The 16,336-nt window shown below is 65.7% G+C and carries 11 protein-coding genes and 1 pseudogene; 7 read left to right on the forward strand and 5 right to left on the reverse strand.

Annotated features, from left to right (window positions below):
• Positions 1-23: 23 nt before the first annotated feature.
• Positions 24-128: pseudogene (locus ABTZ59_RS09700) on the forward strand (Scr1 family TA system antitoxin-like transcriptional regulator); the annotation flags it as partial.
• A gap of 403 nt (positions 129-531) precedes the next feature.
• Here ABTZ59_RS09700 and ABTZ59_RS09705 read toward each other — a convergent pair.
• Genes ABTZ59_RS09705 through ABTZ59_RS09720 form a run of 4 tightly spaced genes read right to left on the reverse strand, consistent with a single transcriptional unit; the run spans position 532 to position 8,845 of the window.
• The gene (locus ABTZ59_RS09705; protein WP_351393362.1) at positions 532-3,798 is read right to left on the reverse strand and encodes a type I restriction endonuclease subunit R; all 3,267 of its coding nucleotides are present in this window, start codon (positions 3,796-3,798) and stop codon (positions 532-534) included.
• Positions 3,795-5,114 carry a restriction endonuclease subunit S gene (locus ABTZ59_RS09710; protein ID WP_351393365.1) on the reverse strand — a complete coding sequence of 440 codons (1,320 nt, stop codon included), beginning with the start codon at positions 5,112-5,114 and terminating at the stop codon, positions 3,795-3,797. The genes ABTZ59_RS09705 and ABTZ59_RS09710 overlap by 4 nt, the downstream gene beginning before the upstream one ends.
• Positions 5,050-6,696, reverse strand: a complete 1,647-nt coding sequence (locus ABTZ59_RS09715; RefSeq protein ID WP_351393368.1) for a class I SAM-dependent DNA methyltransferase — start codon at positions 6,694-6,696, stop codon at positions 5,050-5,052. The genes ABTZ59_RS09710 and ABTZ59_RS09715 overlap by 65 nt, the downstream gene beginning before the upstream one ends.
• Before the next feature lie 43 nt (positions 6,697-6,739).
• Positions 6,740-8,845: a hypothetical protein gene (locus ABTZ59_RS09720; RefSeq protein WP_351393371.1), complete on the reverse strand. Its 2,106-nt coding sequence runs from the start codon at positions 8,843-8,845 to the stop codon at positions 6,740-6,742.
• A gap of 386 nt (positions 8,846-9,231) precedes the next feature.
• On the opposite strand from ABTZ59_RS09720, the gene ABTZ59_RS09725 reads away from it, so the two are divergent.
• The 5 genes from ABTZ59_RS09725 (at position 9,232) to ABTZ59_RS09745 (ending at position 14,523) form a co-directional block, all read left to right on the forward strand.
• The gene (locus ABTZ59_RS09725; RefSeq protein WP_351393374.1) at positions 9,232-10,032 is read left to right on the forward strand and encodes a hypothetical protein; all 801 of its coding nucleotides are present in this window, start codon (positions 9,232-9,234) and stop codon (positions 10,030-10,032) included.
• A 294-nt stretch (positions 10,033-10,326) separates the two neighbouring features.
• Entirely contained in the window at positions 10,327-10,887 is a 561-nt protein-coding gene (locus ABTZ59_RS09730) for a hypothetical protein (protein WP_351393377.1), read from the forward strand.
• Complete coding sequence (locus ABTZ59_RS09735; RefSeq protein WP_351393380.1) at positions 10,884-11,564, forward strand: hypothetical protein; 681 nt, start codon at positions 10,884-10,886, stop codon at positions 11,562-11,564. Before ABTZ59_RS09730 ends, ABTZ59_RS09735 begins: the two co-directional genes overlap by 4 nt.
• Before the next feature lie 545 nt (positions 11,565-12,109).
• Positions 12,110-14,029, forward strand: a complete 1,920-nt coding sequence (htpG, locus tag ABTZ59_RS09740; RefSeq protein ID WP_351393383.1) for a molecular chaperone HtpG — start codon at positions 12,110-12,112, stop codon at positions 14,027-14,029.
• A 251-nt stretch (positions 14,030-14,280) separates the two neighbouring features.
• Positions 14,281-14,523: a hypothetical protein gene (locus ABTZ59_RS09745; protein ID WP_351393385.1), complete on the forward strand. Its 243-nt coding sequence runs from the start codon at positions 14,281-14,283 to the stop codon at positions 14,521-14,523.
• 19 nt (positions 14,524-14,542) lie between these two features.
• On the opposite strand, the gene tatA is transcribed toward ABTZ59_RS09745, so the two are convergent.
• Positions 14,543-14,773, reverse strand: a complete 231-nt coding sequence (tatA, locus tag ABTZ59_RS09750) for a Sec-independent protein translocase subunit TatA (RefSeq protein WP_351393388.1) — start codon at positions 14,771-14,773, stop codon at positions 14,543-14,545.
• 82 nt (positions 14,774-14,855) lie between these two features.
• Here tatA and ABTZ59_RS09755 point away from each other — a divergent pair, with 82 nt between their 5' ends.
• Complete coding sequence (locus tag ABTZ59_RS09755; protein ID WP_351393391.1) at positions 14,856-16,331, forward strand: LCP family protein; 1,476 nt, start codon at positions 14,856-14,858, stop codon at positions 16,329-16,331.
• Positions 16,332-16,336: the final 5 nt, after the last annotated feature.

The raw sequence follows: 16,336 nt of genomic DNA on the forward strand, positions 1-16,336 counted from the left end.
CAGTTCGCTCTGTAAGTTCGGGGGACTGGTCGCGGAGGCTCATGGAGTACTCGAAGCGGGCGGTGCCCATCCGGCAGTACGTGGCACATGTAGTGCCGGGTCCGTTGCAGACAGAGGACTACGCGCGAGTGGAACCTCAGTCGCCCTGTCGCGGAAGGACTGAGAACCTGCGGGTGGACGGTTCACCGCATCGGGGATGTCTTTCCTGACGACGGGCAGAACGTTCCGGACGAGGAGCGGATCACTTACGGTCACGGCCGGTCCTAGGTCCCGCTCTCGAAGGACGGGCGGATCAAGACCCGGGACCCGGAGATCCAGCCCGTCCTGGAGCGCGAGGCGCTGCTGTTGTACCTGGACAACCGGCAGTTTCGCAGCGTCAAAATAGCCGGATGGCTCGTCGCACGCCGTGACGCGATCCGTCGGACTGTCGAGAAGGGCGGCCCGACGGCCTACGCCGTACGGCGCGACCGTGTTGAGCGGACCTGGCCGTGACGGGAGGGCGCTCCTGGTGGCGCCCTCCTGTATGCGTTGCTACTTCGCAGCGGGTGCCCAGAGCGCGGCCACGATCTCCATCTGCTTGAGGACCAGGTCGACTGCCTCGCGCTCCTCCTTCGGCGGGTAGTCGAACATCGCCAGCACGCGGCGGATGCGGGTACGGAGCTTCGCTCGGACGGGTTCGCGGGAGAGCCAGTCGACGGAGAGGTTCTTCTGGATGTCCTTGACGAGGGCACGGGCGATCTTGGCCAGGGTGTCGTCGCCGCCCTCCATCACCTTGGCCATGTCGCGGTGTGCGACGGCGTCGTAGAAGGCCAGCTCGGCGTGGGTCAGCGGTGGGTCGAACCGTTCGCCGCGGCGGGCCTCCGCAGACACCTCCCGTGCCAGGGAGGCGAGTTCGGCGATGACCTGGGCGCTGGTGAGCTGCTGGAGCATGTACCGGCGCATCAGGTCGTTCAGACGCTCGGTGAAGCTCTCGTTGCGGACGACGTTGTGCTTGGTCACTTCGCGCATCTTCTGCTGGATCATGCGGCGCAGGGCTTCGGTAACGAGATGCGGGGTCTCGGAGTTCTCCAGTTTGCGCAGCTGCGCCTCGTTGAGGCGGGTGATGTCCAGCCGACCGATCCCCGCCTCCGCATACAGGTCGGTGATCTCGTCGGCGTCGACGACCGAGGCGGCGAGGGCTTGGAGATAGCGCTGGACCTCGGCGCTGAGCGGCTGCCCGCTCGCCTCGCGCTGGGCGGCGTCGAGCTTGATCATCCAGGCCCGGACCTCGCTGAAGAAGGAGATGTCCCGACGCCAGTCGTCCAGGTCCTCGCAACGCTCGGCGATCTCCTTGCTCATCGCGCAGACCCGGTAGAAGCGGTCCAGCCGGGCCGCGCTGTCCTTGAAGCGGACGGAGAGCGGCTTGGCGGGGGGCTCCACCTTGTTGCCCGGGTTCTTCGGGTCGCGCAGGAAGTCGGCGGTCAGGCGCAGTGCGCGTTTGCGGGTGTCGGGGCGGCCGGTGTCGGCCAGCCACTCCTTCCAACGGCTCCCGGCCAACAGCCCCTTGATAGTGGCCAGCTCGTTCTTGACCTCGGTGACGGCCCGTTCGATGTCCGCGCCGAGGGTCTGCTCCTTGCGGTCCTGGTCCGAGTACTCACGCAGGGCTTTGGTGAGGTTGTCGGTGAGGGGCGCGTAGCCGACGAGCAGACCGTCCTGCTTGCCGCGGAAACGGCGGTTGACGCGGGCGAGCGCCTGCATCAGGTTGGCGCCCTGCATCGGGCGGTCCATGTACAGGGTGTGGATGGGCGGGGCATCGTAGCCGGTGAGCAGCATCGAGTGCACAATGAGCAGTTCCAGCTCATCGTCGGCGTTCCTGGCGCGCTTCTGGACGACCTTCTGCTGGGACTTGCGCAGCGAGTGCTTGCGCATGTGCTCGGGGTCGGAGCGGTCGCCATGGAAGACGATCTTCATGACGCCCTTGTCGACCTCGTCACTGACCCAGCCGGGCCGCCGCTCGGCCAGCGCGTCGAAGACTCGAACGCAGATCTCGCGGGTCGCGCACACGATCATCGCCTTGCCGGGGCCGCCAATATCGGGCTTGACCAGCTCTCGGCGTTGCTCCCAGTGGGCGATCAGGTCGTCGGCGAGCTTCGCTATACGGTCGTCGGCGCCGTAGATGGTGTTCATCGTCGTGGCGTACTGAATGGCCCGGCGGCGCTCGGCGTCATCCATGCCCTCGGTGACGGTGTTGGCCTGCTCGTCGAGCTTGCCCGGGTCGACGCCCTTGGGCAGGTCGACCTGGATGACGCGCGGCTCGTGGAACACCCGGACCGTGGCCCCGTCGTCGACGGCGCGCTTCAGATCGTAGATGTCGATGTACTCGCCGAAGACGGCACGAGTGTCGGCCTCGGCCTTCGAGATTGGCGTACCGGTAAAAGCAAGCAGAGTGGCGTACGGCAGGGCGTCGCGCAGGTGGCGGGCGTATCCGTCCAGGCTGTCGTAGTGCGAGCGGTGCGCCTCGTCGACGATCACCAGGATGTTACGGCGCTCGGAGAGCAGCGGGTGCGACTTGCCGGCGTCCTTCTCCTCCTTGCTCAGGCCGAACTTCTGGAGGGTGGTGAAGACGATTCCACCGACGTTGCGTCGCGTCAGTTCGGTGCGCAACTCCTCGCGGGTGTCGATCTGGTGCGCCTTCTGCCCGAGCAGCGTCTCGCTGTCGAGGAAGGTGTCGTAGAGCTGGTCGTCGAGATCGTTGCGGTCGGTGATGACGACGATGGTGGGGTTGTTGAGGGCCGGGTGACGGGCGACGAGCGCCGCCGTCTCCACCATCTCCTCCGACTTGCCCGCGCCCTGCGTGTGCCAGACGACGCCGGCCTGGCCGTTCGTCCGCGACGCCTCGACGACGGCGTCCACCGCCTTGTTCACCGCGAAGTACTGGTGCGGCTTCGCGATGCGCTTGCCGGAGAGGGGCTCGCCCGGCTTGGGCGGGGGGAAGTTGACGAAGTTGCGGGTGAGGGAGAGGAACCGCACCTGTGTGAACAGACCCTGGAGGGCCAGGTTCAGCGCGTCGAGGCCGTCGTAACCGGGCTCGTTGGTGTCGACGCGCTCGCCCTCATGGTCGACGTTCCAGGGCGCGAAGTGCTCGTACGGCGTGAACACTGTGCCGTACTTGGCGGTTATGCCGTCCGAGACGAGACAGAGGACGTTGTAGCGGAACGCGATCGGGAACTCCGAGACGTACGTCTGGAGTTGGGCGTGCGCCGACTTGAGGGTCGCGTTCTCGTCGGAGGCGCTTTTGAGTTCGACGACGGCGAGGGGGAGGCCGTTGACGTACAGCACGATGTCGAAGCGGCGGTGGCTGCCGTCTGTGTCCCTGACCGTGACCTGGTTGACGGCGAGGTAGCTGTTCGCGTCGGGATCCGTGAAGTCGACGAGGCGGACGGTCGGGGTCTGCTCGGCGCCGAATTCGTCGGTGTAGGTGAGGCGAATGCCGGTGGTCAGGTACTCGTGGGCCTGCTTGTTCTCCGGGTATGCCTCGCGGGAGGTGGGGTCGGTGGCGATGCGCGTCGCTTCGTGGACGGCGGTGGCAGTCAGCTCCGGGTTCAGCTTCTCGATGGCTGCCTGGAGCTCGTCGTGGAGGACCAGGTCGTCCCAGTCACGGCGGTGGTCGGTGCCGGGGGCGAGGTCTTTGCCGGGCTTGGTTTCCCAGGCGAGTTGGGCGAGTTCGTCGAGGGCGAGGTGCTCCCAGGTGGACTCGGTCATTTTGGCGTCGAGGTGGGCGGGGGTGTGCGTGGGCTCGCTGCCGTTTTCGGTGGTCATACGGCGTCCTCCACGATCTTCTCGGCGTCACGGACTCGGAGCTTGCCAGACATTAGTTGGGGGAGGAGGGCGTCGCGGAGGGCGGCGAGGGTACGGGATTCCTTTTGTCGCCCAGCAGCTAGTTTGCTTAGCGTGCGGAGTTCGGCAGCTGTGGATTCATCGCGCTCCTTTGGCACCCGGACCTCAAGTTTCGAGATGAGGTCGGTCGAGAGGCGACCAGCACCGATACTGGTCTCATCAACCATTTCCATGATTTCCGACTTAGCTGATCGAATGGCATGGAACAGCAAGTGCGGATCAATCGACCCGTCCGGAATCAGCGCCTTGCAGTCTTGCCCAAAAGCGACATTGCACTGCGTAATACCAATGCGGAACTCACTCTTTAGGCTTGAGCCGCGAACCACGAAGATGATGCTCTCTGTAGGCACCAGTCGAGTTCCGGAAGCTGCCCCGAGGTCAGTCAATTTACGATCCGAGTTGTCAATCCACGGAGACTTGAGGCTGAGTGCAGAGATCCACGGGATTTCTCCACCCCAATAGGACGACTCACTCGTCCTCGGCGTTCCTCCGGAGAGCCAGCGCGCAGCGGAACCGAGGGTGACAGTCCGCCAGTTGCCATCCTCGGATGCGGCCCGATAGCGGGATTCAGCAAGGTCGAGCACTGTGACAGCAATGCGCTCATTGATCGCAATTTTGTCGTCCAGTGCACCGAGTACACCAGCAATGACTTCCTGTTCCCGTACAGGTGGGAGCAGTGTTGGTAGAGCTCGAATGGTAGTTAGATTTAGGCGCTCAGCAACAGATCCGTCACGGTAGCCATGAATATGAGCCGACATCGTAGGAGAGTTAAGCCAATAGCGCATGAATCGGTGATGAACCACTTGCCTATCGGGTCGAATTAGAACCATGCGCTGCCCAAGGCAAACTTGGACACCCTTCGGAACCTCAGCGGCGATACCAAAGTATGTCCCCTCGCGACTATAGAGGAGATCTCCGTAGGTCGGTTCAGCTCGCTTGATGCGTTCCGCGTAGGTCGCAGAGGAGACCCGCGCGGCAGAATCCAGCCGAAGAATCCCCGAAGAGATATCTTGGGTGCGGATTACAAAGGGTCCTGTCGTTGTGAGTTTCGGGGTTGAGTGCGGGCAGTCGAAGACGCCTACGCAAACCGATCCCAAAGGAGACCATCGCCAGCCGTCCGGTAGCGAGCCAAAATTCCTGGGGATATGAAAATCTCCGGCGGTCATATCCTTCTCAGATTGCATCGGCCAATCCCCCCAACTGCTCCCGCACCACAGCATCCAACCGCGCCGACTCATCCAACTGCTCGAACAGCTCCTTCGTCAGCCGAGCGATCCGCTCCCCCACCGGCTCCGCATCCGGATCCTCCTCGACCTCAGCCGCCCCCACATACCGCCCCGGCGTCAACACATAGTCGTGCTTCTCGATCTCCTCCAGCGTTGCGCTGTAGCAGTAACCCGGGACGTCCTCGTACGAAAGGCCCTTGTCCCTCGCCGACTTCGTGCCCCGCCACGCGTGATACGTGTCGGAGATCTTCTCCAGGTCCTCCTCGATGAGAATGCGCTCCGTGCGGTCGACCATCGTGCCCATGGCTCGCGCGTCGATGAACAGAACCCGACTCCGCCGGTCCTCCAACGCCTTCGTGCCCTGCGGCCCCTTGTCCTTCGTCAGGAACCACAGGCAGGCCGGAATCGCCGTCGTACGGAACAGATTGCCCGGCAGGGCGATCATGCAGGAGACCAGGTCCGCCTCCACCATCGCCGCCCGGATCTCCCCCTCGCCTGACTGCTTCGAGGACATCGAGCCGTTCGACAGCACCACCCCCGCGCTGCCCCGGTCCCCCAGCTTGGACACGATGTGCTGGAGCCACGCGTAGTTGGCGTTCGACTGGGGCGGGGTGCCGTACCGCCATCGCCTGTCGTCCGACTTCCTTGCCCAGTCGGACATGTTGAAGGGCGGGTTTGCCATGACGAAGTCGGCCTTCAAATCAGGCAACTTGTCGTCGGCGAACGTGTCCGCCCAGCGATCGCCGACGCCCTTCGGGTCCATGCCGTGGATGGCGAGGTTCATCTTGGCCAGGCGCCACGTCCGCTCGTTGGCCTCCTGGCCGTAGACCGCGATGTCGTGCGTGTGGTCCTTGCCGCGCCGCTTCGCGACGAACTTGCCGCTCTGCACGAACATGCCGCCCGAGCCGCACGCCGGGTCGTACACCCGTCCCTCGTAAGGCTCCAGCACCTCGACGATCAGGCGGACCACGCTCGCCGGCGTGTAGAACTCGCCGGCCCGCTTGCCCTCCGCCCGCGCGAAGCGCTCTAGGAAGTACTCGTACGTCTCACCCAGCACGTCCTGCGCCGGACGGTCGCCATGCCCTGTGAAGCGCGCGTCGCTGATGAGGTCGACGAGTTCCTTCAGGCGCTTCTGATCGACGTTGTCGCGGTTGAAGATCTTCGGGAGGACGCCGGTGAGGGTCTTGTTGGCCTTCATCACCTCGTCCATGGCGGCGTCAAGGAGCTTGCCGACGCCGCCCTCCGCGCTGGCCGCGTTCTCGGAGATATGGTCCCAGCGGGCTGTCGGGGGCACCCAGAAGACGTTCTTCTCCGTGTACTCGTCCTTCTCCTCTAGGAAGGCCGCCCGGCGGTGCTCGGGGATCTGCGCCAGCTCGGGGTCAGCGGCCAACTCCTCGCGGCGTTCGGTGAAGGCGTCGGAGACGTACTTCAGGAAGACCAGGCCGAGCACGAACTCCTTGTACTGGGCGGCATCCATGGAGCCGCGGAGCTTGTCCGCGGCCTTCCACAGGATGTCCTGGATCTCCTTGGTGCTGGAGACACTGAGCAGTTCACCCTGTCCGGCGGCTGCCGCGGCTCGCTTGCGGGGAGGCATCGTTCCTTCTTTCCGACTCGTCGGTGGATGGGTTACGGATGGGTCACGTGCGGTTGATGGTCCGGGGTTCGCCGAGGGTGAGGGTGCCGTCGGCCAGGCCCGCGATCGTCAGACGGCGGGCCTCGGTGAGGGCGTCGGACTGGGCGCGCAGCAGGCGTTCCCGCCGTTCCGTCTCGGCCAGGAGGGCGTCGAAGCGCAATACCTCGTCCGGGTCGAGGTCCGGGAGCTGGTAGTCCTCGATACGGCGGGCCGGGCGTACCGCGCTCGGGCTGCGGGCAGTGCCCCGGGCCGCCCCGAGCAGGGCGGCAAGGACCCGCGGCGTGAGCGGACGGGCGGCGCCGGCGTTGACGCGGAGAACGCGGGCCGGAAACGCGACAACCGAGAAGCCGTCGTGGTCGACGTACACGCCGAGGCGGGGGGCGAGGGTGTAGACGACGTCACCGGGCTCGGTGAGCGCCGCCCGTTGGTACGCCGTCGCCAGCAGTAGGCGGTCGATGCGGCGCCCGCCCACAGTTCGTTCGCCGATGATCTCCTCGGAGCCTAGGACGGTGTGGTGGCCGTCCTGGGTGAGTTGCTTCTCGTCGATACGGTGGCCGGGCAGCCGGGTCACCCTGCGTCCGGCGATCAGCTTGCCGAGGGTGGTGTGTCTGGGCAGGCGACCAACCCTGCGCATTACGGCCCCTCGGTAGGGGCCTCGCCCGTCCTCGTACGCGCGGGTGTCCGCCGTAGCGCGCTCCAGGCGGCCCTCGGCCTCGGCGATCAGGGCGGGGCGTTCGGTGACCTTGTCGGACCAGATCGCGGAGGCGGGCGGCGCAGGTGGGGTCAGGGAACCGCCGAAGGCCCGGTCCAGGTCGGCGACGGGTACCACACGGCCGTAGCGCGGGTCGTGACCGTCGAGTCCTCGGAAGCCTTCTCCCCTCCAGAGGAGGACGTCCTCGGCGAGCCGCATGCACACACCCGGCGTGAGCTGTTCCGAGCTGATGTCGGCCAGTAAGACCATGCCCTCCGCCTCCCGGACGGGACCGCGTGTGAGCGTCCACAGCGCGGGACGGTAGCCGGGGCGAAAGGGCAGGACCCCGCCGGGAAGCGCGATGACCGACTCGACGATGTTCTCGCGCAGGAGGGCCGAGCGGAGCTGGGCGGCCTCGGTGCTCTTCAGTTCGTCGACGAGTGCGTCGGCGGGTCCGAGGATGAGGGCCGTGCAGCCGGGGCGGAGGAGGTAAGCAACGCGTTCGAGCTCCGTCAGGGCGGCGAGTACCGAGCGGTCCTCGCCAGGGCGGTATGGGAGCTGGGTGACGACGAGGTCCGGGTCCGCGAAGCGTTCCTCCAGGTCGGAGCCGATCTGCACGTCCAGGTCGAGTTCGCTGACGCCCGCCAGCAGGAGGCGGCGGCGGGTGATGCGGGTGAGCCGGTCGTCGGGGTCGGCGGCCAGAACGGTGACGCGCTCGCGGTCCTCCGTGTCGTCGAGGAGCGCAGCGAGCAGGTCGCCGGTGCGGGCGTGCGGATCGGCCAGGGTGAGGGACTCGCCTCGCTCAAGGCGGACGCGGAGGTCGGTGAGCTGGGTGAGCAGGCTCCGCAGCTCCGGGGTGACCGCGTCGGCGGCGAGGGAGTCCAGTCCGAGCCGCGAGCGGGCGGCGAGCAGCCACTCGTACGCGCCGCGCTCGTCGTAGGCGGACTCGATCAGGTCCTCGGCGAGGCGAGCGAGCGGGGCCGCCGTGGCGTCGATGGACCGAAGCTCGCGGAGTACGAAATCGTCCTCGACGTCGATCCGTTCGGCTCGGTGCAGCAACGCAGACCAGAGGGCCTCGTCCGCTTCGGCGTCGGGCGGGGAGGCGTTCGCGCCGTCGTTGGCCAGTGGCCGGCCGTCGAGCCGGCGCAGGCACAGCAGGCTGCCTAGCGTCTCGACCAACTGCCACGGTGTAAAGCGGTCCCGCAGCGCGATGATGCCGAAGAGGGCCAGCTCAGATCGGAGCTCCTGCGGGGCGGCGTTGCCAAGGCCGGAGGCGATCAGCCATTCGGTTACCTGCGCACCGTCGAACAGCGGCCGTCCCGAGTTCTCGGACACGGCGGCGGGGAAGTCCGGGTGTCGTCGGCGCCAGGTGGACACGACGGGACGCTTCACCCGGGCGAAAGCGGCGATCTCGGACATCGGCATCAGGAGAGACGCCCGCGAACCCACTGGCGTGTTCGGTGAGCGAGTCACCACTCGCATGCCCTCCCCTGCCTGTCTCTCGTCACGTCAGCCGCTCCGGCCGTCGCGCCGAATCCTGTCGTCAGCCGCGATCCCGTCATCAGCGGCTCTGAGGATCGACGCGACAGAACGATACGACGATCCCGGTCACCGTGTCCGCTGGCCATTGACAATGGGGGTTATCAGGCTCGAACTTTCCGCCACGGTACTGGTTCCATAACAATGGCCGCCAACGTGATTCAGGGGGCAGCCTTTCTCATGGCCGGATGACAACGACCAGGGAACCTTCGTCATTGGCCTGCCCCCCAGAGGAATTTGGCGACCACCGAACAGGAGGACACGGAGTGGGCGATCTAGCCAAAGCGGTGGCCAAGCTTGAGGAACAGGTAGAGGGTGTCCGCGAGCTGCGGCAGATCGTGGAGCGTCTCGACACAGAGATAGCGTCACGCATGGATGACATCGAGGCGATCGGCGGCTCCATCCTCGATCTTCACGGTGATCTCGACAACCAGATTGCCGAGTACGACTACATGGCCGTTGAGCAGTCTGTCGCATCCCTACGCGGACTGGTGGACATGGAGGAGGTCCTACCGGCGATCGACACCGTCCTACTGCTCACCGCACTACGCGATAACGGACCCATCCCTGATCTCACGCTGCCGCTTTCATCGTTCGAGGATGACGCCTCTTGGCAGCATCCTCGCCTCAGGCAAGAGGACCTAGACCGCAAGTTCGAGGCTGATCTAGCACAGGCGGATCAGCGCTGGGAAGAGATCTGGGGCGACCACACCCGGGCGAACCCTGACGAACGGGACTCCCAGCGGACCGAGGACCATGCCAACGCCGAGCGGGAAGCGATCAAGAATCGCGCTCACCGGGCAGGGAGCCATGTCATGAAGCTCATCGACTACATCGGTGACACGCTGTGGCCGAGTCTCGTGGAGGCAGTGGAAGACAACGACCGGGAGCGCGCAGTCCGAGCGCTGGCGGCTGCGTGCGCTGCGGCACGGGAGACCGAACCCGCTTACAAGCTGTACGAGGTCAACCTCTCAGCGCAGTACGAGTCGTCGCCGATGACCCTCGGTGCCATGGGGGAGTCCCTGGCCGACTTCGAGACATGGCTGAGATCCCCTAAGGCCGAGTGACCAACAAGAAGGGCAGGCTAACAAAACCATCGCTGTGCCATGCGGGGCCCATCTACGGCGGCCTCTCGTGACGTAGGCGTCTGTCTGACCGCGAGGGGCGACAACGTCAGTAATGCCTGTCTCTCCGAGGGCGTCCGATTCGCCGCTGGAGCCCCAGTTTCGGAAACCCGCCTGCAGCCAGGGGCACTCCGGCTCCCGCTCGACAACTAACCACGGTCCCTTCGAGCACAGCCCGAAGGCCAGCCGTGGACCGACTGGCTACCTCACATGGAGACTCCCGATGCGAGGGAAGACATGAACCCGTTCGAACTGCGCCGTGTGGAACAGCAGCTCCGCGAAGCGCTACGAGACACCGCTCTGAGTTGGGTGCTCGACGATGTCGACGCGGCAATCGCCGCAGGAGTGCCTGAGGAGAAGATCCTCCGCCGACGCCAGCAGCGCCGCGGCGATGACTCCCCTGCCGCGAGCCCGGCCGCGGCAGCGGCTCGATACGAGGTCGTGGACCGCAGCTTGCTTGGCCTCGGCGAGTACGAGGCGTCGCGCAAGCGGGGAACACTGGTCATCGCCACGCGATCCATGACGGATGAAGAGCGTGTCCAGCTCCTCCTGGATGCGGTGAGGCGAGTCCTCGTCGAACTGCCTGAAATGGAAATGGAGGTGCTGAAGACGCTCCGGACCGAGCCCGAGGGCGACACGGGCAATCGGAGCGTCGCCGAGGCGGTCGTGTTCGAGCCGGACGAAAGCGCTCGATTGCGCCGTAGCCGAACGGAGTTCCGGGGCGATCAGATGCCAACTGAACGACGTACACGCGTCAGTCAACTGCTGGCCGATGTGACGAGGGAGGTCGTCAGTTGAGCACGGTCGATCACCTGGTCAACGAGATCAAGAGCCTTCTGGCAGCGGGGGCGGTCTCGTACGACTCCGCTTCGAAGCCGTCCGACGTCTACGAGGGCTTCGTCTTCTCCCTGATCGTCGCCACTGCGAGTCGGCACGGTGCCACTGTCACCTACGAAGACGTATACGGGGCGAAGGCCAGCAGCCTTGTCTTCCGGACAGGGCCTGGTCATCTCTACGGCGACAGCAAACCCTTCACCCACGCCATGATCGAGTTCGACGGTGCCCCCGCCCTTGAGGTCCACCTCGGCGTGTACGTGACCGGTACGTCAGGCGTCCTGCACGAGTGCGACGTGCTGGTGCTGCCGGCCGAGGAAGCCGCCCTGAGTCGGGCACAGGGCATCGCACCGCGAGGCAGTCATTGCGTCCTCATCGTCGAGTGCAAGTACTACGTCTCCAACCTCGGCATCGGTCTCGCGCGTAACTTCGAGGGGCTGCGCGCGGACATTCGCACCCAGAACGAGCTCTTCGTCTCCAACATCAGGTCATCGAGCATCGTGCGGTACCTCGATGCCCGAAAGAGAGGCTTCGAGCCGGACGTGGTGCCCAACTCACCGCAGGCGGGTTATCTCCAGGCGGAGATCAGGAAGACTTTCAAGAGCTACCTGAGCAAGCACGCACCCTCAACGGTGATCTGAGCTCGTCGGCCGAGCGTCGCGCACCACGGATTCCTCGTGGGCCGATACGGCGGGACGGGAGGCCTCGGCAGCCGGCGGCTGATGTCTCGCTGGGAGCCAACCCGCTCCCCGAGCCACTTCGAGACCGCCCAAGACCACCCCACCCCAACGCTCTGACCAGGCAAGACAGTAAACAAGCCGGTGCCGACCCCGCCCGAACCTCGTTCGGGACGAAGAGGTCGTGGGTTCAAATCCCGCCACCCCGACAGCCGAAACACCAGGTCAGGGGCCTGATCCGCAACGCGGGTCGGGCCCCTTTCGTATCTTCGGTGATCTTTCCGGGGCGATCTTGTCCGGTTCGTGTACGTCATCGCCTGGGGGGCACCTCCCCCGCGAATCGTCATTTAGATGGTCAATAGGGGCAATTCCGTCAACCCGCTCCAGCAGTCCGGGCCGGGGGGCGGGAGATCGTCGGGGAGCCTGTGAGCGTCGTGGGGGCTGGATATCATGTGGGCCGACCCACCGCATTGGCGCTGACGAGTAATCGGGGAAGGAATCCGGGCAACATGCCTATCGAGACATTCGAGTTCCAGGTAGAAGCGCGTCAACTCCTGCAGATGATGATCCATTCGATTTACTCGAACAAGGACGTATTTCTGCGCGAGCTCATCTCCAATGCCTCAGACGCCTTGGACAAGTTGCGGCTGGAATCCCTGCGCGACAACGAGTTGCGGGAAGACGTTTCGGATCTCCACATCGGCATCGAGGTCGACAAGGAAAAGCGCGCGCTCACCGTTCGCGACAACGGCATCGGGATGTCGCACGACGAAGTGGTGCAGCTCATCGGGACGATCGCGAATTCCGGTACCGCGAAGTTCCTCAAGGAGTTGAAGGAGGCCAAGGACGCGGCCGCTTCCGAGGAACTCATCGGGCAGTTCGGCGTGGGGTTCTACTCCAGCTTCATGGTGGCCGACGAGGTGACGCTGCTGACCAGGCGGGCCGGGGAGAGCCGGGGGACGCGCTGGGAGTCCAGTGGGGAGGGGACGTACACCGTCGAGACGGTCGATGACGCGCCGCAGGGTACGTCGGTGACGTTGCGGCTGAAGCCCGAGGACATCGAGGATCAGCTCTTCGACTACACGTCCCCCTGGAAGATCAGGGAAATCGTCAAGCGGTACTCCGACTTCATCACCTGGCCCATCAAGATGGCCAAGGAGTCCTCCGAAGCGGGCTCGGACGCGGACGGCGACAGCCCCCGTGAGGTCGAGACGGTCAACTCGATGAAGGCGCTCTGGGCCCGGTCCAGGGACGAGGTGACCGATGACGAGTACAGCGAGCTGTACAAGCACATCAGTCACGACTGGAACGACCCGCTCGAAACCATCCGCATGCAGGCCGAGGGCACCTTCGAATATCAGGCGCTCCTCTTCATCCCGTCCCACCCGCCGCAGGATCTGTTCATGCAGGGACACAAGCGCGGAGTTCAGCTCTATGTGAAGCGCGTGTTCATCATGGATGACTGCGAAGCGCTTATGCCCGAATACCTCCGCTTCGTCAAGGGTGTCGTCGACGCGCAGGATCTGTCGCTCAATGTGTCGCGCGAGATCCTTCAGCAGGACCGTCAGATCCAGTTGATGCACCGTCGCCTCGTCAAGAAGGTGCTGTCGACGCTGAAGGACATGATGTCCGGCAATCCGGAGCGCTACGCGACGTTCTGGAAGGAATTCGGGCGGGTCCTGAAGGAAGGGCTTCTCAGCGACTTCGAGAACCGCGACGCGATCCTCGGTGTCTCCTCTTTCGCGTCGACCCAGGACAAGGAGGGGCTGACCACTCTCCGGCAGTACGCGGACCGTATGAAGGAGGGGCAGCAGCACATCTTCTATATGACGGGAGAGTCGCGCTCGGCCATCGAGAGTTCGCCGCACATGGAGGCGTTCCAGGCCAAGGGCTTCGAAGTGCTGCTGCTGACCGACCCGGTCGACGAGGTGTGGGTCCAGTCCGTTCCGGAATTCGACGGAAAGCAGCTGCGGTCGATCGCCAAGGGGGAAGTCGACCTCGACACCGAGGAGGAGAAGAAGGAGGTCGAGGCCGAGCGCGAGAAGCGGCAGCAGGAGTTCGCCGGCCTGCTGACATGGATGACGACGGAGCTGAGTGAGAGCGTGAAGGAGGTGCGGCTCTCGTCCCGGCTCACCGTCTCACCCGCCTGCATCGTCGGGGACACTCACGATGTGACGCCCGCCCTGGAGAACATGTATCGCGCCATGGGCCAGGAGGTGCCGCACATCAAGCGCATCCTCGAACTCAACCCCACGCACCCACTGGTCACCGGGTTGCGGAAGGCCCACACCGAGCGGGACGCGGACGCGGGCCTGGCCGAGGCGGCCGAACTCCTCTACGGAATGGCCCTCCTCGCGGACGGCGGCGAGCTGAGTGACCCCTCGCGCTTCATCAGGCTGATGGCCGACCGGCTGGAGCGCACCCTGTAGTCCCGTCCCGTCCCGCTCCACGACTGATCGGCCCGGGACGTGTGCCCGGGATGTGTTCCGGGGACGCGTGGCCGTGCCAGGTGTGGCCGTGCCACGTACGCCCTGGGACGTGTGGCCATGTCATGTGTGGCCGTGCCACGTGCGGCCCGTGCGGCGTACGTCGCACGGCCGCACGTCGCACGGCCGCGACGTACGTTCCTGTCCGGATCCCGCCCATAGTCCTAAACTTGCGCAACCCTTAAAGTGTTCGCATGAATGATCAGGGCAGGATTCCGGGCAGGACGGAATGGGAAGCCGCGGTGCTCGACGGCGGGCCCGCGCACGGCGTGCGGATGCGGGTCACCGACCGGCCGGCGGTGGTGCAGGTGACATACCCCTGCGAGCTGGAAGGACCAGCGGGCGGCGCGCAGGCGGAGGCCGTCTACGTGTACCGACGGGACCCGCGCGTACGGGGCGAGCCGCTGCGCTACGGCATCGACCGGGCCAGCCCCTGAGGTGAGTCGAGCCGGACGCTCAACCGGCCGCGTCGACACCTGAACCCGGGGCCCGAGCAGCGGATGCCGGAGGGGTGGGGTGCGTGGCGCCCTCCCCCTCCTCCCTCATCGCCTTCGTCTCACTCTTGAGAATGCGCAGGGACTTGCCCACGGCACGCGCGGTGTCCGGCAGTCTCTTCGAGCCGAACAGCACGATGATCACGATCGCCACGATCAGCAGGTGCCAAGGCTCCAACCCATTACGCAACATTTCCGCCCCGCCTCCCTCTCCTCGACCCATGGATCTGTAAGTTGCTACATTGCGCAACTGTACAACTTTGGGAGGGGCATCTATGGCGGGCGACCGGCGCAGAAGGAGCGGAGGAGGGAGCCGATTGCGGCTCGCCCTCGGCATAGCCCTGTCCCTCATCGTGCTCGCCGCCGCCGGTGCCGGCTGGATCTATCTCAAGCTCAGCGGAAACATCGACACCTTCAGCGCCGGCGGACTCTCCGACAACCGGCCGTCCGGCACGTCGAAGGGACAGAACGTTCTGGTGATCGGGTCGGACGCGCGGACCGACGGGAACAGCGAGCTGGGCGGCGGCAACAAGGACGACATCGGCCGTTCCGACACCGCGTTCCTGCTGCATGTCTACGCCGACCACCGCCACGCCGTCGCCGTGTCCATCCCGCGCGACACCCTCCTCGACATCCCGCCCTGCCAACTGCCGGACGGAAGGTGGACGGAGCAGCGGAGCAATGCCATGTTCAACGCCGCGTTCTCCGTGGGGCAGACGGTCAAGGGCAACCCCGCCTGCACCCAGAACACCGTCGAGAAGCTGACCGGACTGCGCGTCGACCACACCGTCGTCGTCGACTTCAAGGGCTTCGCCCAGCTGACCGATGTCGTCGGCGGCGTACAGGTGTGCGTTCCGCAGGACATCTACCAGAAGGACCTCAGCCCCAACCGCACCACTCGCGGTGAGCGCATCTTCACCAAGGGCACCCAGACCGTCTCGGGGCAGAAGGCGCTGGACTACGTGCGGATCCGGCACGGCATGGGCGACGGCTCCGACATCGGACGGATCAAGCGCCAGCAGGCCTTTGTCGCGAGCCTGCTGAAGAAGGTCAAGGAGCAGGGGCTGACGCCCGCCAAGCTGCTGCCGCTCGCGGACGCCGCCACCCACTCCATGACCGTCGACCCGGGACTCGGCTCCGCCGACAAGCTGCTCGGCTTCGCGATGTCGCTCAAGGACATCGATCTGCACAACACCAAGTTCGTGACCATTCCCTGGCGTTACGAGGGGGAGCGCGTCGCGGTCGTCGAGCCCGACGCGTCCGCGCTCTGGGCGGCGCTGAGGGCCGACCGTACGATCGACGGCGCGGACGCCAGCGGCGGAAAGGGCGGGGGAACCACCGGCCCCGGCCCCTCCGCCACACCGAGCGCCATCGGGGCCGTCTCGGGCGCGGGCATCGACGTCGCCGTCTACAACGGCACTACGGTCACGGGGCTCGCCGCCGGTGTCGCCCGTACGCTCACCGACCACGGCTTCACCGTCACGGGCACAGCGACCGCGAGCACCCAGGACCACACGACCACGGTGATCGAGTACGGTCCCGGCGAGGAGGAGAAGGCGCGGACCGTCGAACGCCTCTTCCCTGGCGCACGGCTCACCTCGACGTCCGCCGCGGGCATCAGCGTCGTTCTCGGAACGTCGTACAGCCCGGCGGAGCCGGAATCGGCGTCGCCCGGACCCCTGCCGTCGGCCGTGGCCGATGGCGCGCGCTCCGCCGACGACGACCCCTGCGCGAACCTCTCCTACGGCTGATCGCC

Origin of the sequence: Streptomyces sp. NPDC094034 (assembly GCF_040303865.1) — a bacterium.
GTDB lineage: Bacteria > Actinomycetota > Actinomycetes > Streptomycetales > Streptomycetaceae > Streptomyces.